Genomic DNA, 19,784 nt, shown 5'->3' on the forward strand with positions numbered 1-19,784 from the left:
TCACCCTTCTATGTGGGGTTCGAGGCTGAGTTCGACACCCTGCTGCTTGCTGACGTAGGCGGTGGTGAAGTCGGTCACCCAGCCGGAGACGAAGTTCATGACGAGGCCGACCAGCAGATACCGGATGGCCAGTGGCCCGGTGCTCAGGCCGAGCGTCATGACGCCCTGGGCGATGCCGAGCCAGATGAACAATTCGGCCGGGTTGATGTGCGGGAAGACGCCGTTGCTGGTGTGGCAGAACTGCGCGGCGCTGGCGAAATAGCTGGGCTTGTAGCGCTCGGGCATGAACCGCCCCAGCGAGTGCACCATCGGGTTGGCCAGCATGAACGCTCCGATGAACGGAAGCAGCATGTAACGGCTCACCGGGTTGTGGGACGCCTTGCCGGCGAAGCGGTTGACCCGGTTCTCGCCGACCAGTTGAATCAGTGAGTTCATTGCGATCAACAGCATGAGGACGAGAGGCACGATGCTGCCCATCCAGCTGATGAAGACATCGGCTCCGGCCTGGAATAGGCCGACGAACCACTCGGCGGCGCGCACGAGTATATCCATGATCACTCCTTCGTAGATGTAGTGGGTGGTGGGGCTTATGGGGTTACGGACAGGTCAGGCCGTGGCCACCGGACGGCGCCGAACAAGTCGGCCGGCAGCGAGGCTGATCTGGGCGAGCGGGCCGGGCGGATCCAGCGGTTTCTTACCGGCCAGCACGGTGCGGTAGTTGTCGCGGGCATTGGCCACCGCCGCGCGCACCGGCCTATTGAAGCGCCGGTCGGTTTCGGGTGTGAGTTCGGCGAGTTCGCAGCCGTCGAAGGCATCGAAGACGCGGAACCGAGACAGCACGGTGACCCCCGAGAGCTTGTGGCCCTCGACGATGCGTCCGTCGTCGTCGAGCAGGAACAGCACCAGCGCACCCGCGGAGAGCAGGCCCTGCTTCTTGCCGAGCGCGACCCGGCCGCGACGGCGCAGGCTCGTGAACGTGGCGGCGAAGTTCTTCGACTGCCTCAGCGCCAAGAACGTCTGGGTGAGGTAGACGACCGCGAACGCGATCAGGACGGTCCAGAACACTGCTTCTCCTCAGGTGGTCGGGTTGGACTGCAGGTTCTCCATGAAGTAGAAGAACTGCTCGTAACTGGTCAGGCGGGAGATCTTCGCCACCGCGGCGGCGTTCCCGCCGAGCCGGATGATCTCGTCGTAGACACGGATGAGAACGGTGTCGTCGTAGGCGACCTTCTCCGGGACGGCCATCAGGAACACCACGCGGATGCCGGCCTCGGAGTCGGCTCGCGGCACCACGCCGAGCGCGCACACCGGGGTGACCAGCGTGGGATCGGTGGCGTGGGGAAAGGCGAGCCGGTCGTCTAGTTGCATGGTGGCCCGCGCCTCGCGGGCGGCAGTGGCCGCCTCGAACCCCTCGCCGACCAGGCCGGCCTTCCGCAGCGCGTCGATGAGCAGCTGGGTCGCCTCCGGGTAACCGGCGTCGGTGGGGAGGCGGACGAACCGGTTCTCGTCGATCAGGGACACCAGCAGGGAGCCTGCCGCTGCCGGGGCGAGCGGGCCGAGGGTGGGTATCCGCAGCGCGTTCAGCCGGCGAGTCACTGCCTGCCGGTCGAACAGCTCCGACAGCTCGAGTGTGGGACGGTTGGTCGATACCCGGGCGCCGGGGGTGGTGACGACCAGGTCGCTGGCATCCAGGTCACCGGGTGCGCAGTCGGGGACGATCGTGTAGCGCGTACCGGCGGGGAGCAGCGTCGCAAGGTGGGACCGAACCAGGCGCGCGGTGGCCGGGCCGTGCCCCGAGACGATGGTCACCGACATCTCGCGCCGTTGCCGAGCCGCGTAGTCGACCAGGAATACCTGGAAGTAGGTGGTGAGCAGCGACAACTCGCCCGCTTCGACGACCAGCCCGGTCTCCTGCTGTATCTCCTCGGCGGCGATCATCGCCATGCGGTGGGCCAGCGGATACTCCTCCTCCAGCCGCCCGGGCTGTGCGTCGGTGGCCAGATGCAGCGAGTAGCGCAATCTGTTCACCAGGAATGTGACGTGCTGGGTGAACTCGCGGACGAGTTCGGCGGTCGCGAGGCGTACGTCCATCTCGTTGGCTACGCGGTCGAGGATGCGTTCCACAAGGGCGCCGGCCAGCTCAGCCGACCGCCAGACGCCGCCGGGGCCCTCGGCGCCGGTCATCCGCATTCCGGCGGCGGGCAGCGCCAAGAACAGCACCTCGTCGTCCGGCAGCTGCTCATTGAGCAACGGCTCGACGGCCGCGGCCAACGCCCTGGCCAGGTCGTGAGCGGGAGAATCCACCAGATCGGCGTAGGTCGGCGGAAGCGCGCCGAGCGGCTGGTTGTTCAGGTAGCGGTCGAGCACGACTGTCACCCAGCCCCGCATGATTTCGCGGTTGGCCGCGCTGAGACCGTACTCGCCCAGCACCTGTTCCACGGCACCGTGGATCTCGCCGCCCAGCGGATAGCCGCGGTAGGCGGCTGCGTACGCGTGGTCGAGGATCGCCAGCCGGATGCCCAGCTCGGGGCCTGCCAGCGTCAGCCCGACGCGGGTTCTCCCCTCGATCTTCACGCCGTAGGGAGCCAGCAACTCGCGAACCTGGGCGATATCGGCGACCACGCTGGTGCGTCCGAGGCGCATGTCCAGCGTCAGATCCTCGATGCGTACCGGCCTCAGGCTGTGCAGCAGCCGGGCGAGGATATATAGGCCGCGCGCCATTGCGGGTCGTTGAACGACTCCTGCACGATCGCTAGCCGGTCACGGACCCGGCGATACGCATCGGCGTCGACGATCAGCAGACGGTAGCGTCCATCGCTGAACCGGATCGAGGCGGCGGTGCCGAGGCTGTTGTTGAGTTGAGCGACATCGGTGCTGATGGTGCGGGCTGCGACGCCGCAACGCATCGCCAGAGCATCCTTGGCGACGGAATCCGCCGACTCCAGCTGCAGCAGAATGCTGACTGCTCGGTTCATCGTCGCTCCTCTCCGCCTCGCCATCGTGGCCAAGATGAACGTAACGTGAACGGAGCACTGAAAGCAGCCCCCAATAGACCGGGGTCTACGTCAATTGGGCGCGCGACACTGACCGAATCCCCATGCCATGGGGCTGACAAGCCGAAATGCGGGTCGGGAGGTCACGGCCTGTGCGCGAGTTCGAGCAGATCGCGGGCATGCGCCAGCCCCGAGCTGCTGTCGTCCAGGCCACCCATCATGCGGGCCAGCTCGGCCTCGCGCTGCGCCCCGGTCACCAGCGTCAGATCGCTGGTGGTGACCTGACCGTCACTGGATTTCGAGACCACCCAGTGGGCGGACGCGAATGCCGCCACCTGAGCCAGATGCGTCACGACGATCACCTGCGAGTACTCGGCGAGCCGGGCCAGCCGGCGGCCGACCTCGATGGCCACGCTGCCGCCGATTCCGGCGTCCACCTCGTCGAAGACGAAGATGTGGCCGGGATCTCCGGCGGCGAGCACCACTTCCAGACCCAACCGGACGCGGGACAGTTCGCCGCCCGAGGCGACCTTCGCCAGCGGTCCGGGGGTGGCGCCGGGGTTCGCCGCGAACAGCAGGTGTACATGTTCCAGCCCGTGGGGACCCGGCTGCGGCAGCGGCTGTAGGTCAAAGCGCAGCCGGGCGTGCGGCATGGCCAACGCCGCCAGCTCGTCCTGCACGGCCGCAGCCAGCCGTGCGGCGGCCTGCTCGCGCAGCTCGGTGATGTGCCCGCCGAGTCTCAGCAGTGTGGCATCGAGATCGGCGATCAGCGCATCCAGTTCGCTCAGCCGCTGGTCCCCGCGGCTGAGGTTGGACAGCCGCATCGCTGCGTTTGCGGCCCAGGCGAGCACCTCGTCGATGGTCGAGCCGTACTTGCGCGTCAGCCCGGCCAGCTGCGCGCGCCGTGAGGTCACCGCTTCGAGCCGCACGGGGTCGGCGTCCAGGTCGGCCAGATAGGACGCGACGTCGGCGGCCAATTCGTTGACCTGCCCGGTGATCGTCCGGGCGGCCAGGGCCAGCTCGCCGGCCTGCTCATCCAGCCTGGCGATGCCGGCGAGTTCGTGGCGGGCGATACCGACCAGGCCGACCGCGCCGGGATCGTCGAGGTCTCCCTCATCGGAGCCGGACAGCGCATGGCTGGCTCGGGCGGCGAGCAGCCTCAGGTCGTCCACAGCCTGCAGCCTGGACGCCTCGGCCGCCAGCTCGGCGTCCTCCCCCGGCCGGGGATCGGCCGCCGAGATCTCTTCCAGTCCGAACTGCAGCAGATCGGCCTCGCGGGCGCGTTCTTGAGCGTGGTGCACCAGGTCGTCGCGCTCGGTACGCAGCTGGTCGCGACGGCGGTAGGCCCCTCGGTAGTCGTCGAGCAGCGCCGCCAGCTCGGGACCACCGGCATGGTCGAGAACCTCGCGCTGCCGATCCGGGTCGCCCAGCCGGATCTGCTCGGACTGACCATGAATGGTCGCGAGTTCTCCGGTCACTTCGGCCAGCTTCGATATCGGGGTCTGGACACCCCCGACGAAGACCCGTGAGCGGCCCTGCTTGCTGACCTGGCGGGAAACCAGCAGCTCGTCCGCTTCGGTCTCGGCGCCGATGTCGTCCAGCAGTGGCGTCACCGCGGAAAGATCGTTGAAACGTCCCTCGACGATGACGCGCTGGGAGCCCCGCCGGACCACCGAGGCATCAGCCCGCTCGCCCAGCAGCAGGCCGAGTGAGCTGACGATCATCGTCTTGCCGGCACCGGTTTCACCGGTGATGACGGTCATGCCCGCGGTAGGTTCAATGGTCGCGTCCGCGATCACCCCGAGATTCGAGATGCGTAACTCGACCAGCATTAGGGCCGCCCTTTGCTCCGGAAGCCATCGATGTTGAGGTCGAACTTCTTCACCAGGCGCGAGGTGAACGGCTGCTCCTGAAGCCGCGCAACCCGCAGCGGATGGCTGCCGCGCTCCACATGGATACGGGTGCCGGGCAGGATGTCGACCGAACGACGGCCATCGCACCACACGACGGACCGGGTCACATACTGGTCCGACAAGGTCAGATCAACCAGCGAGTTGGGATCGAGCACCAGTGGACGCGCGAACAGCGCATGTGCGGCCATGGGCACGACCTGGAACGCCTGCACATCGGGCCAGATGACCGGACCGCCGAGAGAGAACGCATAGGCGGTGGAGCCGGTCGGAGTGGAAACCAGCATGCCGTCGCAGCTCCAGCGCGACACGGGCAGATGATCGATCTCGACCAGCACATCGAGCATCTTCTCGCGAGCCGCTTTCTCGAGGGAGACCTCGTTGACCGCGAACGACGACCAGATCTGATGGCCTTCGGGGTCGACCACCTCGACGTCGAGGGTGAGGCGTTCTTCAACGGTGTAGTGGCGTTCGACCACTTGCTGAACCAGCTTGTGAACGTCGTGCGATTCCAGCTCTGCGAGGAACCCGACGTGCCCGAGGTTGACGCCCAGCAGCGGCACGCCGCGCGGCACCACGCCTTCGGCGGCCCACAGTATGGTGCCGTCGCCACCGAAGACGACCATGAGTTCGAGCGGCCCGGGATCGCCGAGGACACCCTGCTCGATCGTCACATCGCGGACTCGTTCGCGCAGTTCGGCGATCCGATCGCCGAAGCCCACGCAGGTGATGCCGGTACCGATAGTGCCCTGGACGAACTTCTCCGCTACGTCGATGGCTTCTGGACGCGCCGGGTGCAACAGAATTCCCACTCGTCGGGGTTGCTGAGGCTGCGAACTGTTCGTCACGTTCCGAAGCCTACCCAAGCCGGATGTCGTCCGGTTCCTCGTCTTCCGAGCGCACCGCGTGAAAGCAGACGAAGTGCTCCAGGTTGCCGGCCGGACCGGCCAACTGGCTGTCGGCACGCCACTGGGGGATCCAGCCGAGTCCGGCGGCGTCTTCGACCACCGCATCGATGGCCTGCCTGCGGTCCGATGGTGAGTGGACCACTCCCCCCGCTCCGAGGCGTTCACGACCGACCTCGAACTGGGGTTTGATCATGAGCATTGCCCGGCCGTCCGGCCTGAGCACGGCGAACAGCGGTTCCAGCAGCATTCGCAGCGAGATGAAGGAGACGTCTGCCACGACCAGGTCGACCGGCTCGTCATCGAGATCGGCGAGCGTGAGATCGCGCAGATTCAGGCCCTCCCGCACCCGTACCCGCGGATCAGCCCGCACCACGGGCGCCAGCTGACCGTGGCCCACATCAACCGCGTAGACCAATTGGGCTCCCCTGCTGAGCAGCACTTGCGTGAAGCCGCCGGTGGACGCACCCGCGTCGAGCACCCGGGCAGGAACCTGAAGCCCGCTGGAGTCGAGAGCCCCGATGAGTTTGTGTGCGGCACGCGAAACCCACGGGTCGATCGCGCACTCGATGGTGTCGGTGGCGTTCACGCGGTGCGATGGCCGCACGATGACCCGGCCGTTGACCCGCACCGAACCGCCCTTGATCAACTCTGACGCCTGTGAGCGCGATCGGGCTCGGCCGGTCGTCACCAGCGTCTGGTCGAGCCGGTCATTCACGGTTGACGCGTCTGCGGCTTCGGCATCGGTATCGCCGCGCTGCGGGAGCTTTCCAGCACGTCTGCCAGCGTCTCGTGCGCGGCGCCCAGCCGTTGGAGTTGCTCGGTCACCGTCAGCTGTTGCGTGCCGGCAAGGGCAGCCAATGCCGAATCGATGATCCGGTTGCCGGTGACCGGAGGCTCGTCCGGGTTCGGTTCGTGGCTGTCCTGTGGGTCGTACCCGGTGGTGGTCACGGGAGCTGGTCCAGCGCATCGAGGGCGTCCGCGGCATCCAAGGAGCCGTCCCGCCAGGTAAGTTGGACGATCGCCCACAGCGCGTCCAACTGTTCGTCAACGGTTATCAGCGGACCGTCGAGGCGGACGACCCCACCGTAGACGTATGCCCGCGCGCCACGGCAGAGCACCTCGTCGTCGTGCCAGGACGCTTCGCGCCGCGGCGCGAGCAGGCCCCGCAGATTCCAGCCGATGGCCGTCGGATGCTGCTGAGGAATAGCGTTGACCAGGTCTGTCTTGCCATGCGCGCCGGTAAACACCATGAACGAGTCGATGCCGACATTGTGGGCACCCTCGATGTCGGTGTCCAGCCGATCGCCGACGAAAACCGGTCGGCGGGCCTGCATGCGGTTGATGGTCTCTTGCAGCAACGGCGGGTAGGGCTTCCCGGCGACCGTGATCGGGGTGTCTCCCACTGCGGTGCGCAGCGCCTCGATCTGTGCGCCGGCGCCGGGCACCAGGCCCAGGTCGGTCGGCCGGTTGATGTCGGTATTGGTCCCGAACCAGCGGGCCCCGCGCTGGATCGCGAAGCAGGCGTTGTCCAGACTGGGCCAGGACAGGTCCGGGTCATAACCCTGAACCACCGCTGCCGGCTCCTCACGGAAATCCGTCACCACGGTGAAACCGGCCGCGGCGATCTCGTCGGTAAGAGCCTGAGCGCCGCAGACCTGAACCTTGGCTCCCTCCGGCAACTCCCGGCGCATCAGCTGGGCGATGGCCTGCGGGCTGGTGACGACATCGGCCCGATGGCACTCGATGCCCAGGACGTTCAGATGGTCCACCACCACGTCGGCGCTGCGTCCGGCGTTGTTGGTGACAAAGCCGACCTTCACGCCAAGCCTGCGGAGTTCTCCGAGACTCTCCGGAGATCCCTCGACCGCGCGCGGGCCGAGGTATACGACCCCATCGAGATCGAACATCGCGGCGTCATAGGCATCGATGAACCGGGTCACTGCTCCTCCAGATCGTCTTTCGTCTTGTCGTCTGCCGGCTCGGCGTCGTCCGGCTCCTCCGGCTGCTCGTCTTCCTCCGGCTGCTCGTCTTCGTCCGGCTCCGGAGTCTGCTCGTCCAACAGATCGTCAGGTTCATCGTGATCGGACTGGTCATCGTCCTCAGACTCATCGTCCCCAAAGTCATCATCGTCGGACTCATCGTCCTCAGATCCGTCCACGGACTCCTGCGAATCGTCGGTCTCATCGGGCTCGTCGGCCTCAGCGGGCTCGTCGGCCTCAGCGGGCTCATCGTCGACGTCGTCGACCTCCTCGACGTCGAGCACCTCGAACTCGTCGAGGTCCGGCGCTTCTGCGACCGGTTCGCCCTTCAACTCGGCGATCCGATCGTCGATCTCCAACTCGTTGTTCTCGTCGTAGGTGCGCGCTGAGGTCAACCATTCGAGTGCGGCGTCCGGCCGGCCGTGCTCGGCGAGCAGATCGGCGTAGGCGAAACGCAACCGCGCCTGGCCCTGACGTCCACCTCGGCCACCGCTGATCGCTTCCTTGAGCAACCGCGATGCTTCGTCGCGCTGACCCATGTCGTCGCGGACGCCGGCCTCGACGAGGATGACCTCCACCTGCTGCGGCAGGCTGAGCTTGAGGTCTCGCGCCTCCCGGAGGGTTCGCAGCGCGGCCTGATGCTTGCCGACGGCCCGTTCGCAATCGGCGATGATCGGCAGGTAGTCGTCGTCGCCGGTAATCCGGTGCAGCGCTCGGTATTCGGTGAGCGCCGTGTCGTAGTGCCCAGCCAGGTAGGCGGTCTCGGCCGCCGCCTCGCGAACAACCGGCAGTCTGGACGCGAGCCGCCTGGCGACCATGGCATGCGCGAGCGCCTGCTCGGGATCGACGTCGAGGAGCTCGGCCGCCGCCTGAAGATGGCCTCCGACCTTGTCGGCCAGCTGCTTGGTCAGCGAGCGAAGCTCGGCACGAATGCTGCTGGGCAGACCGGTCTGGTCGTAGCCCTCGGGCAACTCGGGCTCGTTCTCGGCAGGCTCCAGCCCGGGTGGCAGCGGACGCTCGGTCCTCTCGAAGCGATCGTCGTCGCGGCGGTCGAAGCCGCGGGAATCTCTGCCTCGCGAGAAGCGGTCATCACGGCCGCGGGAATCGGAGTCACGCGAATCACGGTTCGGCCGACGGTCGTCATAGGAACGTGCTGGACGCGAGCTGCTCCGGTCGCCGTAGGGCTTACGATCCCGGTCACCCGACGACCTCTGATCACGATCACCATAAGGTTTGCGATCCCGGTCACCGTAGGGTTTGCGATCCCGATCACCGTAAGGCCTGCGGTCACGGTCGGCCGACGACCTCTGATCCCGATCACCGTAGGGCTTGCGATCCCGATCACCGTAAGGCTTACGATCGCGGTCACCGTAGGGCTTACGATCCCGATCACCGTAGGGTTTACGGTCACGGTTGCCCGACGACCTCTGATCCCGGTCACCGTAGGGCTTGCGATCCCGGTCACCGTAAGGCTTACGGTCACGGTCGGCCGACGACCTCTGATCCCGGTCACCGTAGGGCTTGCGATCCCGGTCACCGTAAGGCTTACGGTCACGGTCGGCCGACGACCTCTGATCCCGATCACCATAAGGCTTGCGATCCCGGTCACCGTAGGGCTTACGATCCCGATCACCATAAGGCCTGCGATCCCGGTCACCGTAGGGCTTACGATCGCGATCGCCATAAGGCTTACGATCGCGGTCGCCCGACGACCTCTGATCACGGTCGCCGTAAGGCTTGCGATCCCGGTCACCGTAGGAAGAACGGGCGCGATCGCCGTAAGGCTTGCGGTCGCCGCGCTCGTCACGTGAGCGATCATTCGGACGTCCCTGCCGCGCCGGCCGCCGATCATCGTCCGAGCGGTATCTGCGCTCGCCCTCCGGGCGCCGGGAGTATCCACGCTCGCGATCATCGTCGCGACGACGGTCCCGATCATCACGTGCCGGTCCTCGGCGCGCGTCGTTACCCCGCTCGCCGGCGTCGGAACGGCGATACCGGTCGTCACCGCCGCGTTCGCCTCGCCCGGCGCTTCCGTAGGAACGCCCAGAGCTCTGGTAGCCGCCGCGATTGCGCGAATCCTCACGACGTGAGTCATTGCCGCGGGAGTTACCGCCTCCGCGGTAACCGCCACTGCGAGGCTGGTCGTCCCGCGAGTAGCCACCCTCCCGCGAATCGCGTCCACGGAAGTCGCTGCTGCGTGAATAGCGCCCCTCGCTGCCTCGGGAATCGTCGCGGCGCGAGTAACCCTCATCGCGCGAGTATCCCTCGCGTCCGCCGTCGCTGCGAGAATCATTGCGACGTCCAGCGGCCCCGCCACCGGATCGGTTCTTGCTGCTGTAGGAGCCGCCGCGCGAAGCCGCGCTTCGGGATCCGCGCGCGTCTCGGGACCCACCGCTCCGGGGGTATCCGCCGCGTGAGCCTCCGCTCGACGACGGACGCGAACCGCTGCGCCCAGATGGCTTGCGATCATCGCGTGAGGAGTCGCCACCGTCGCCGGGTCGTTGGTCTGAGTTCATGGCTTCAATTCTGCCTGTCTGCTGTTGTTTCTGACGAGTCGGTGTCTCGGATCGGACGATGCGCGCCTTCCAGCTGCCAGAGGTTTCTCTCGGGCTAACGAGGCGCCGGCCGGCCGTTCAAGCCACCGAGGTATGAGTCGGGCTACCGGATGCCGGTCGCCGCGAGCTATGTCGATTGTCATTGGTCCATAAATAGAAAACTCCCCGGAAGCATGGCTTCCGGGGAGTTTTGTTTGTCCGGCAGCGTCCTAGTCTCCCACAGGCTCCCGCCTGCAGTACAATCGGCGCTGAAAGGCTTAACTTCCGGGTTCGGAATGGAACCGGGTGTTTCCCTTTCGCTATGGCCACCGAAACTCTATGAAAATATCGGGAGAACACCCCCGCACGGGGGGGGTTCGTCGACCGTATTTTCAGATACTCCACAGTGGACGCGTAACATCTTTGTAGAAGAAACAAGCCCTCGGTCTATTAGTATCGGTCAGCTCCATGCATTACTGCACTTCCACGTCCGACCTATCAACCCGGTGGTCTACCGGGGACCTTACCACCTTAACGGTGAGGGAACCCTCATCTTGAAGCGTGCTTCCCACTTAGATGCTTTCAGCGGTTATCACTTCCCAACGTAGCCAACCAGCCGTGCTCTTGGCAGAACAACTGGCACACCAGAGGTTAGTCCGTCCCGGTCCTCTCGTACTAAGGACAGCTCTTCTCAAGATTCCTACGCGCGCAGCGGATAGGGACCGAACTGTCTCACGACGTTCTGAACCCAGCTCGCGTGCCGCTTTAATGGGCGAACAGCCCAACCCTTGGGACCGACTCCAGCCCCAGGATGCGACGAGCCGACATCGAGGTGCCAAACCATGCCGTCGCTGTGAGCGCTCGGGCAAGATCAGCCTGTTATCCCCGGGGTACCTTTTATCCGTTGAGTTACGGCGCTTCCACCTGCCACCGTAAGATCACTAATCCCGACTTTCGTCCCTGCTCGACATGTCTGTCTCACAGTCAAGCTCCCTTGTGCATTTACACTCAACACCTGATTGCCAACCAGGCTGAGGGAACCTTTGGGCGCCTCCGTTACCTTTTAGGAGGCGACCGCCCCAGTCAAACTACCCATCAGGCACTGTCCCTGAACCGGATAACGGTCCAAAGTTAGATAACCAGAACGACCAGAGTGGTATTTCAACGATGACTCCACAACCACTGGCGTGACTGCTTCAACGTCTCCCACCTATCCTACACAAGTCGTCCCGATCACCAATACCAAACTATAGTAAAGGTCCCGGGGTCTTTCCGTCCTGCTGCGCGTAACGAGCATCTTTACTCGTAATGCAATTTCGCCGAGTTCGTGGTGGAGACAGTGCCCAAATCGTTACTCCATTCGTGCAGGTCGGAACTTACCCGACAAGGAATTTCGCTACCTTAGGATGGTTATAGTTACCACCGCCGTTTACTGGGGCTTAAGTTCTGTGCTTCGCAAAAGCTAACACTTCCCCTTAACCTTCCAGCACCGGGCAGGAGTCAGTCCGTATACATCGTCTTACAACTTAGCACGGACCTGTGTTTTTGGTAAACAGTCGCTTGGGCGTGGTCTCTGCGACCCTCAGGGCTTGCACCCCTCCGGTCCCCCTTATCCCGAAGTTACGGGGGTATTTTGCCGAGTTCCTTCACCACGATTCTCTCGATCGCCTTGGTATTCTCTACCTATCCACCTGTGTCGGTTTAGGGTACGGGCGGCTCACAACTCGCTCACGAAGATTTTCTAGGCAGCATAGGATCACCGAATTCGACCATACGGTCTATGCGTCATGCTTCAGGAACACGCCAGACGGATTTACCTACCTGACTCCCTACACACTTACCCCGGGACAACCATCGCCCGGTACGGCTACCTTCCTGCGTCCCTCCGCAGCTTGTCTACTACAAGTTCGGGTCACAGACTCAACACCCCACAAACCCGAAGGCCTGACAGAATGTCTCGCGTGTTTAGCATCACTCGCCTCAACAGGGACGTCGCTCCGCCGGTACGGGAATATCAACCCGTTGTCCATCGACTACGCCTGTCGGCCTCGCCTTAGGTCCCGACTTACCCAGGGCAGATTAGCTTGACCCTGGAACCCTTGGATATTCGGCGGACGGGTTTCTCACCCGTCATTCGCTACTCATGCCTGCATTCTCACTCGAGTGCACTCCACGACTGGGTCACCCCGCCGCTTCCTCGCACACCCGACGCTCCCCTACCCATCCACACACCTGAACCCCAACAGGGGCTAGGCACCATGTGAATGCCACAGCTTCGGCGGATAACTTGAGCCCCGCTAAATTGTCGGCGCAGAATCACTTGACCAGTGAGCTATTACGCACTCTTTCAAGGATGGCTGCTTCCAAGCCAACCTCCTGGTTGTCACCGCAACTCCACATCCTTTTCCACTTAGTTACCGCTTAGGGGCCTTAGCTGATGATCTGGGCTGTTTCCCTCTCGACTACGAACCTTATCGCCCGCAGTCTCACTGCCGCGCTCTCACTTACCGGCATTCGGAGTTTGGCTGATTTCGGTAAGCTGATAGGCCCCCTAGACCATCCAGTGCTCTACCTCCGGTAAGAAACACGCGACGCTGCACCTATATGCATTTCGGGGAGAACCAGCTATCACGGTGTTTGATTGGCCTTTCACCCCTATCCACAGCTCATCCGCCAGGTTTTCAACCCTGGTCGGTTCGGGCCTCCACGACGTCTTACCGTCGCTTCACCCTGGCCATGGATAGATCACACCGCTTCGGGTCTAGAGCATGCGACTCAACCGCCCTATTCGGACTTGCTTTCGCTACGGCTACCCCACACGGGTTAACCTCGCCACACACCACTAACTCGCAGGCTCATTCTTCAAAAGGCACGCCGTCACCCCACAGGGCTCCGACGGATTGTATGCAATCGGTTTCAGGTACTATTTCACTCCCCTCCCGGGGTACTTTTCACCTTTCCCTCACGGTACTAGTCCGCTATCGGTCACCAAGGAGTATTTAGGCTTAGCGGGTGGTCCCGCCAGATTCATGCGGAATTTCAGGAGTTCCGCATTACTTGGGATCTCGTCCGAGAGTGGCTGAATTACGTCTACAGGGGTTTCACCTTCTATGCCGCAACTTCCCAGAATGCTTCCACTTCCCCAGCCATTTATCACTCCCCGACCACATGACAGTATGATCAAGACGATCCCACAACCCCACACATGCAACACCTGTCAGCTATCACACACACATGGTTTGGCCTCATCCGCGTTCGCTCGCCACTACTAACGGAATCACTATTGTTTTCTCTTCCTGTGGGTACTAAGATGTTTCACTTCCCCACGTTCCCTCCAACTGCCCTATACATTCAGGCAGAGGTCGCCGGACATAACTCCGGTACCTTCAAGGTTTCCCTATTCGGAAATCCCCGGATCACAGTTTGGTTACCAACTCCCCGAGGCTTATCGCAAGTTCCTACGTCCTTCATCGGCTCTTGGTGCCTAGGCATCCACCGATTGCACTTAGTAGCTTGTTTACTCACTACAAAGATGCTCGCGTCCACTGTGAAGTTCTCAAAATACGGGCGAGCCACCAACCCACAACCAACCCACAGGCCAGCCACAAATCAGCGTCCGCAGAAGAATCGCCACCCACAGGCAACCGACCCCTCAGACACCCAACAGCGTGCCCAGGCCATCCCAACCCACCAACCACGTTCCACACCCCACAAGGGCAGTACTAACCATCAGCAGACCACGACAACTTTACTAGTCAAGCTTCCACAACTAACAGCCCACACCACCACCAACAACACGCTGACAGTGATGAAACAATGAACCAACCAGCACAGCCGGCCAGCCAAAAGGCTCCTTAGAAAGGAGGTGATCCAGCCGCACCTTCCGGTACGGCTACCTTGTTACGACTTAGTCCTAATTACCAGTCCCACCTTCGACAGCTCCCCCCCAAACGGGTTAGGCCACCGGCTTCGGGTGTTACCGACTTTCATGACTTGACGGGCGGTGTGTACAAGCCCCGGGAACGTATTCACCGCAGCGTTGCTGATCTGCGATTACTAGCGACTCCGACTTCATGGGGTCGAGTTGCAGACCCCAATCCGAACTGAGACCGGCTTTTTGAGATTCGCTCACCCTCACAGGCTCGCAACTCTTTGTACCGGCCATTGTAGCATGCGTGAAGCCCTGGACATAAGGGGCATGATGACTTGACGTCATCCCCACCTTCCTCCGAGTTGACCCCGGCGGTCTCCAATGAGTCCCCGGCATAACCCGCTGGCAACATTGGACGAGGGTTGCGCTCGTTGCGGGACTTAACCCAACATCTCACGACACGAGCTGACGACAGCCATGCACCACCTGTATACCGACCTTACGGGGCGCCCATCTCTGAACGTTTCCGATATATGTCAAACCCAGGTAAGGTTCTTCGCGTTGCATCGAATTAATCCGCATGCTCCGCCGCTTGTGCGGGGCCCCGTCAATTCCTTTGAGTTTTAGCCTTGCGGCCGTACTCCCCAGGCGGGGTACTTAATGCGTTAGCTACGGCACAGAGAACGTGGAATGTCCCCCACACCTAGTACCCACCGTTTACAGCGTGGACTACCAGGGTATCTAAGCCTGTTTGCTCCCCACGCTTTCGCTTCTCAGCGTCAGGAAAGGTCCAGAGAACCGCCTTCGCCACTGGTGTTCCTCCCGATATCTGCGCATTCCACCGCTCCACCGGGAATTCCATTCTCCCCTACCTTCCTCCAGTCAGCCCGTATCGAAAGCAGGCTCAGAGTTAAGCCCTGAGTTTGCACTTTCGACGCAACCAACCGCCTACAAGCTCTTTACGCCCAATAAATCCGGACAACGCTCGCACCCTACGTATCACCGCGGCTGCTGGCACGTAGTTAGCCGGTGCTTCTTCTGCAGGTACCGTCACTCACGCTTCGTCCCTGCTAAAAGCGGTTTACAACCCGAAGGCCGTCATCCCGCACGCGGCGTTGCTGCATCAGGCTTCCGCCCATTGTGCAATATTCCCCACTGCTGCCTCCCGTAGGAGTTTGGGCCGTATCTCAGTCCCAATGTGGCCGGTCGCCCTCTCAGGCCGGCTACCCGTCGACGCCTTGGTAGGCCATCACCCCACCAACAAGCTGATAGGACGCGAGCCCATCCTCCACCACCAAAACTTTCCAACCCCCACCATGCGACAGGAGCTGAATATCCGGTATTAGCAGCCGTTTCCAACTGTTATCCCAGAGTGAAGGGCAGGTTACTCACGCGTTACTCACCCGTTCGCCACTCGTGTACCCCGAAGGGCCTTACCGTTCGACTTGCATGTGTTAAGCACGCCGCCAGCGTTCGTCCTGAGCCAGGATCAAACTCTCCAATGAAAACACAAAATGTTCCCCCAGAGAATCCAAACACTGACAAAAATCCATCACGGATCTCATCAAAGGAATCCCAACCCAACCAAACCAAAAGGCCCAGCCAGGCACGGGAAAACAGACACCACAAAACATGATGCCTGCACATAAAAAATGCATTGACTATAAAGCACGCTGTTGAGTTCTCAAGTTTCGGGCACCACCACCAAAATCCCACAGGACCCCAGCGAGGCAACTCAGCAAACAATACCAGACCAAAACCACCAAGTCAAAACCCAGCAAACCAGGCCCAGCACCATCCACCAACCCATCAAAAGACCACCAAAAACAACCCCCAAAAAGAGCCGCCCCCAACAATCCCCATCAAGGCCATCTTCACTTATCAACCACCCCAGAAGAACCAAAACCCTCCCGAAGCGACCCGACCAACTATAGCCCCCTTATCGGTAAGAGTCAAACCAGAAGTCCGACTCCCACGCATCCCCGAGCCCCAACCAGACGCACCCACGAAAGGAAACGTCAAGCCTCGCCTCAGCGACACAAGCTATTGAATTGACCGACCCTCATCAACACGACAGCCACCCAGAAAAGGACTAAACGCCCTAGTCAGAACCCGAAAGCCCGACCTTTCTCGGTAACCGCCCCCCTCAGAAGGCTTCGCCAACATTACACACCAATCGCAAGGCATGCAAATCGGGGGGCTGTGGAAGCCCTGAGACCAGGAGATCTCCTTGTCAGGCCCGGGCTCGGGGATGCGCCGATCGGTAGACCTCGCGCAGATGCTCGACCGTCACCTCGGTGTAGATCTGAGTGGTGGTCACTGAGGCGTGCCCGAGCAGTTCCTGAACAACCCGCACATCGGCGCCACCATCGAGCAGGTGGGTCGCGAAGCTGTGCCGCAGACTGTGCGGCGACACCTCGGTCGTGATCCCGGCGTGTTGGGCGCAGCTGCGGATGATCCCCCAAGCGCTCTGCCGCGATAGCCGGCTCCCGCGGGTATTGACGAATAGTGCGGGACTCGTGCGTCCGGCCTTGGCGATCATGGCGGGGCGTCCGCGCACCAGCCAGGCCTCCAGCGCGCGGCGCGCATAGCTACCGAGTGGCACGATCCGCTCCTTGTTGCCCTTGCCGATCAGCCGCAACCCGAGCTCGGGATCGTCCAGCAGGCGAGTCACGTCGTCCACATCGAGATCGGTGGCCTCACTGATGCGCGCTCCGGTTCCGTAGAGCAGTTCGAGCAGGGCGGCGTCACGCAGCCCGACTGGTGTCGTGCGATCGACCGCGTCCAGCAATCGCTGCACCTCACCGATCGACAGTGCCTTGGGCAGCCGCTTGCCGATGCTGGGCGGGCTCACGTCGGCGGCGGGGCTGTCGGGGGTCAGCGACTCGGCGGCCGCGAACGCATGCAAGGCCCGTACTGCGACGATCATCCGCGCGATGCTCGACGTCGCCAGCGCGGGATGCTCGGCGTCCCCCGAAGCCAGGCTCATCTGATAGGCCTCGATATCGGAAGAATGAACATCAGCGATGTCGTCGATGCCTTGCTGCGTCAACCAGCCCGTGTAGCGGGCCAGATCGCGCCGATATGCGGCGACCGTATTGCGTGCGAGTCCTCTTTCGACCACCAGATGATCGAGATAGCCCTTCACCACGCGCTGCAGCCGGGAGGACGAGGGGCACCCGTCAGTTGAACTCGCGATCGCGTTGCTCCTTCGCCCTGCGGGCAGGCCAGTCGGCATCGGCCGGCCGCAGCTGGTCGAGGCGTCCCTGCTCGACAGCCAAGGCCAGCGCCAAGGTGCCGGCCACCATCGTGGGGCTCTGGACCTCACCTCGGTAGATGAGCTCGACCAGATGCTCCAGCGGCAGCCAGTACAGGCACATATCGGCTTCTTCACCGTCGACGACAAAGCCATCCGGACGCTCGGTCGGGCTCAGGTCGCGTGCCAGAAAGATCCGGATCGACTCCTGCAACCCGCCGGGCGAGGTGAAGATATCCACCAGGGTCCGCCAATCCGACGCGGCCAGCCGGGCCTCTTCCGCCAATTCCCGGCGAGCCGCCGAGACGCCGGATTCACCGGCATGGTCGAGGATGCCGGCGGGCGGCTCTACCAGGCGATAGCCCACCGGGTGGCGATACTGATGGACGACCGCGAGCCGGCCCTGGTCGTCCATGGCCATCACGGCGACCGCCCCGGGGTGTTCCACCCACTGCCGGACGATCTGTTCACCGCTCGGGGTGAGGACGCGGTCCTCCACGAAATCCTGGACCCGTCCGGTCGCCTTGACCTGGCGATCGAGCACAGGCCAATCCTCGGGCCGGTCAACCACCCCAGCAAGATCGTCCACGGTGCGTCCTCCTAATGGCTCGCGTTGTGCTGGCCGTGGTACTCGACCGCGGCCGCGATCAAACCCTTGAACAACGGGTGGGACGTTATCGGACGCGACTTGAACTCGGGATGAGCCTGGGTGGCGACGAAGAACGGGTGGGTCTCGGTGGGCAGTTCGATGAACTCCACCAGGTTGCGGTCGGGCGACAGCCCGGAGAAGACCAGACCGGCCTCCTCCAACTGCTTGCGGTAGGCATTGTTGACCTCATAGCGATGACGGTGCCGCTCGGAGACCTTGATGCGTCCGTAGAGTTGCTGCACCAGCGTGCCCTTGACCAGGTCGGCCGGGTAAGCGCCCAGCCGCATCGATCCGCCCATGTCGCCGTCACCCGAAACGATCGCCTGCTGCTCGGCCATCGTGGCGATCACCGGGGCCGAGGTGTCCGGATCGAACTCGCTGGAGGCCGCGTCCTCGATACCTGCCACATCGCGAGCGAACTCGATCACCATGCACTGCAGACCCAGGCAGAGCCCCAGGATCGGGATCTTGTGCTCGCGGGCGTAGCGGATCGCGCCAAGTTTGCCCTCGACGCCGCGGATCCCGAATCCACCGGGCACCACGATGCCGTCCACGTCACCCAGCTTGGCTGCGGCACCCTCGGGGGTCTCGCATTCGTCGCTGGGCACCCAGCGGATGTCCACCTTGGCCCAGTTGGCGAAACCGCCGGCCCGGATCGCCTCGACGACGCTCAGGTAGGCGTCCGGAAGATCGATGTACTTGCCGACCAGGGCGATGACGATCTCGTGCTTGGGGTGGCGGATGCGATCGAGCAGGTCATCCCATTTGGTCCAGTTCACGTCGCGGAAACGCAGCGCCAGTCGGCGTACCAGGTAGGCGTCCAGGCCCTGCGCATGCAAGACCTTGGGGATCTCGTAAATGCTGGACGCATCGGGGCAGCTGATCACGGCCTCGGTATCGACGTCGCAGAACATCGCAATCTTGCGCTTGATGGAATCGGGGATCGGCAGTCCCGACCGGCAGACGATCGCGTCCGGGACGATGCCGGAGCTGCGCAGCGCAGCCACCGAATGCTGAGTCGGCTTGGTCTTCAGCTCGCCGCTCGGGCCGATGAAGGGCACCAGCGAAACATGCAGGAAGAAGACGTTGTCGCGTCCGATGTCGTGACGCACCTGGCGCGCGGCCTCCAAGAAGGGCTGCGATTCGATGTCGCCTACAGTGCCGCCCATCTCGTGAATGACGATGTCGTCATCGGGACGTGCCACACCGAGCATGCGCTCCTTGATGGCGTTGGTGATGTGCGGGATCACCTGAACGCATTCTCCGAGGTAGTCACCGCGGCGTTCGGCCTGGATCACGGTCGAATAGACCTGACCGGTCGTGACGTTGGCCTCGGCGCTCAGATTGCGATCGAGGAAGCGTTCGTAGTGGCCGATGTCGAGATCGGTTTCGGCGCCGTCATCGGTAACGAACACCTCGCCGTGCTGGAACGGATTCATCGTTCCGGGATCGACGTTGAGATAGGGGTCGAGCTTCTGCATGGTCACCCGCAGTCCGCGGGCCACCAGCAGACTGCCGAGACTGGACGCCGTCAGGCCCTTTCCCAGTGAGGAGGCAACGCCCCCAGTAACGAATACGTGCTTGGTCTGTTTAGCGCTACCCACGGGCCTTCAGCCTACAGTGACACAGCCGACAATTCATGTCGGGCGTGTTACGTCTTCGGCGCGCTGCGTGCCCTTCAGGC

The 19,784-nt window shown here is 63.0% G+C and carries 14 protein-coding genes and 3 rRNA genes; 1 reads left to right on the forward strand and 16 read right to left on the reverse strand.

Annotation, left to right across the window (positions count from 1 at the left end; all coding sequences use genetic code 11):
• From srlA to QUE25_RS03490, 10 genes are all read right to left on the reverse strand, one after another.
• The gene (srlA, locus tag QUE25_RS03445; protein WP_286267596.1) at positions 1 to 552 is read right to left on the reverse strand and encodes a PTS glucitol/sorbitol transporter subunit IIC; all 552 of its coding nucleotides are present in this window, start codon (positions 550 to 552) and stop codon (positions 1 to 3) included.
• A gap of 54 nt (positions 553 to 606) precedes the next feature.
• Complete coding sequence (locus tag QUE25_RS03450) at positions 607 to 1,065, reverse strand: transcriptional regulator GutM (RefSeq protein ID WP_286267598.1); 459 nt, start codon at positions 1,063 to 1,065, stop codon at positions 607 to 609.
• A 9-nt stretch (positions 1,066 to 1,074) separates the two neighbouring features.
• Complete coding sequence (locus QUE25_RS03455; protein WP_286267600.1) at positions 1,075 to 2,721, reverse strand: PRD domain-containing protein; 1,647 nt, start codon at positions 2,719 to 2,721, stop codon at positions 1,075 to 1,077.
• Positions 2,676 to 2,975: a hypothetical protein gene (locus QUE25_RS03460; RefSeq protein ID WP_286267601.1), complete on the reverse strand. Its 300-nt coding sequence runs from the start codon at positions 2,973 to 2,975 to the stop codon at positions 2,676 to 2,678. The genes QUE25_RS03455 and QUE25_RS03460 overlap by 46 nt, the downstream gene beginning before the upstream one ends.
• A 161-nt stretch (positions 2,976 to 3,136) precedes the next feature.
• Positions 3,137 to 4,825 carry a DNA repair protein RecN gene (gene recN / locus QUE25_RS03465; protein WP_286267603.1) on the reverse strand — a complete coding sequence of 563 codons (1,689 nt, stop codon included), beginning with the start codon at positions 4,823 to 4,825 and terminating at the stop codon, positions 3,137 to 3,139.
• Positions 4,825 to 5,769: an NAD kinase gene (locus tag QUE25_RS03470; protein ID WP_425332731.1), complete on the reverse strand. Its 945-nt coding sequence runs from the start codon at positions 5,767 to 5,769 to the stop codon at positions 4,825 to 4,827. Before QUE25_RS03470 ends, recN begins: the two co-directional genes overlap by 1 nt.
• Complete coding sequence (locus QUE25_RS03475) at positions 5,762 to 6,526, reverse strand: TlyA family RNA methyltransferase (protein WP_286267607.1); 765 nt, start codon at positions 6,524 to 6,526, stop codon at positions 5,762 to 5,764. The genes QUE25_RS03470 and QUE25_RS03475 overlap by 8 nt, the downstream gene beginning before the upstream one ends.
• The gene (locus tag QUE25_RS03480; RefSeq protein ID WP_286267609.1) at positions 6,523 to 6,759 is read right to left on the reverse strand and encodes a hypothetical protein; all 237 of its coding nucleotides are present in this window, start codon (positions 6,757 to 6,759) and stop codon (positions 6,523 to 6,525) included. Before QUE25_RS03480 ends, QUE25_RS03475 begins: the two co-directional genes overlap by 4 nt.
• On the reverse strand, positions 6,756 to 7,751 hold the full coding sequence (locus QUE25_RS03485) for an HAD-IIA family hydrolase (protein ID WP_286267610.1): 996 nt from the start codon (positions 7,749 to 7,751) through the stop codon (positions 6,756 to 6,758). The genes QUE25_RS03480 and QUE25_RS03485 overlap by 4 nt, the downstream gene beginning before the upstream one ends.
• Positions 7,748 to 8,608, reverse strand: a complete 861-nt coding sequence (locus QUE25_RS03490) for a tetratricopeptide repeat protein (protein ID WP_286267612.1) — start codon at positions 8,606 to 8,608, stop codon at positions 7,748 to 7,750. The genes QUE25_RS03485 and QUE25_RS03490 overlap by 4 nt, the downstream gene beginning before the upstream one ends.
• A gap of 3 nt (positions 8,609 to 8,611) precedes the next feature.
• Here QUE25_RS03490 and QUE25_RS03495 point away from each other — a divergent pair, with 3 nt between their 5' ends.
• Positions 8,612 to 9,601: a hypothetical protein gene (locus QUE25_RS03495; RefSeq protein WP_286267615.1), complete on the forward strand. Its 990-nt coding sequence runs from the start codon at positions 8,612 to 8,614 to the stop codon at positions 9,599 to 9,601.
• A gap of 940 nt (positions 9,602 to 10,541) precedes the next feature.
• Here the strand turns inward: QUE25_RS03495 and rrf are convergent.
• The 6 genes from rrf to QUE25_RS03525 form a co-directional block, all read right to left on the reverse strand.
• Positions 10,542 to 10,658, reverse strand: a 5S ribosomal RNA gene (rrf, locus tag QUE25_RS03500).
• A 96-nt stretch (positions 10,659 to 10,754) separates the two neighbouring features.
• Positions 10,755 to 13,843: ribosomal RNA gene (locus tag QUE25_RS03505) — 23S ribosomal RNA — on the reverse strand.
• A gap of 339 nt (positions 13,844 to 14,182) precedes the next feature.
• Positions 14,183 to 15,700, reverse strand: a 16S ribosomal RNA gene (locus tag QUE25_RS03510).
• The 16S, 23S and 5S rRNA genes sit together here, the layout of an rRNA operon.
• Positions 15,701 to 16,428: 728 nt before the next feature.
• Complete coding sequence (gene xerD / locus QUE25_RS03515) at positions 16,429 to 17,355, reverse strand: site-specific tyrosine recombinase XerD (RefSeq protein ID WP_425332754.1); 927 nt, start codon at positions 17,353 to 17,355, stop codon at positions 16,429 to 16,431.
• A gap of 22 nt (positions 17,356 to 17,377) precedes the next feature.
• Positions 17,378 to 18,040: an NUDIX domain-containing protein gene (locus QUE25_RS03520; protein WP_286267619.1), complete on the reverse strand. Its 663-nt coding sequence runs from the start codon at positions 18,038 to 18,040 to the stop codon at positions 17,378 to 17,380.
• An 11-nt stretch (positions 18,041 to 18,051) separates the two neighbouring features.
• The gene (locus tag QUE25_RS03525) at positions 18,052 to 19,704 is read right to left on the reverse strand and encodes a CTP synthase (protein ID WP_286267621.1); all 1,653 of its coding nucleotides are present in this window, start codon (positions 19,702 to 19,704) and stop codon (positions 18,052 to 18,054) included.
• Positions 19,705 to 19,784: the final 80 nt, after the last annotated feature.

The organism is Brooklawnia propionicigenes, from assembly GCF_030297015.1.
In the GTDB taxonomy this organism is placed as follows: domain Bacteria; phylum Actinomycetota; class Actinomycetes; order Propionibacteriales; family Propionibacteriaceae; genus Brooklawnia; species Brooklawnia propionicigenes.

What these genes read in the sequence shown, in the direction of transcription:
- QUE25_RS03460 (WP_286267601.1), bottom strand. Translation starts at nt 2,975, where the DNA reads ATGAACCGAGCAGTCAGCATTCTGCTGCAGCTGGAGTCGGCGGATTCC.
- QUE25_RS03490 (WP_286267612.1), bottom strand. Translation starts at nt 8,608, where the DNA reads ATGGTCGCCAGGCGGCTCGCGTCCAGACTGCCGGTTGTTCGCGAGGCG.
- recN (WP_286267603.1), bottom strand. Translation starts at nt 4,825, where the DNA reads ATGCTGGTCGAGTTACGCATCTCGAATCTCGGGGTGATCGCGGACGCG.
- srlA (WP_286267596.1), bottom strand. Translation starts at nt 552, where the DNA reads ATGGATATACTCGTGCGCGCCGCCGAGTGGTTCGTCGGCCTATTCCAG.
- QUE25_RS03455 (WP_286267600.1), bottom strand. Translation starts at nt 2,721, where the DNA reads ATGGCGCGCGGCCTATATATCCTCGCCCGGCTGCTGCACAGCCTGAGG.
- QUE25_RS03495 (WP_286267615.1), top strand. Translation starts at nt 8,612, where the DNA reads ATGCGCGAGCGCCTGCTCGGGATCGACGTCGAGGAGCTCGGCCGCCGC.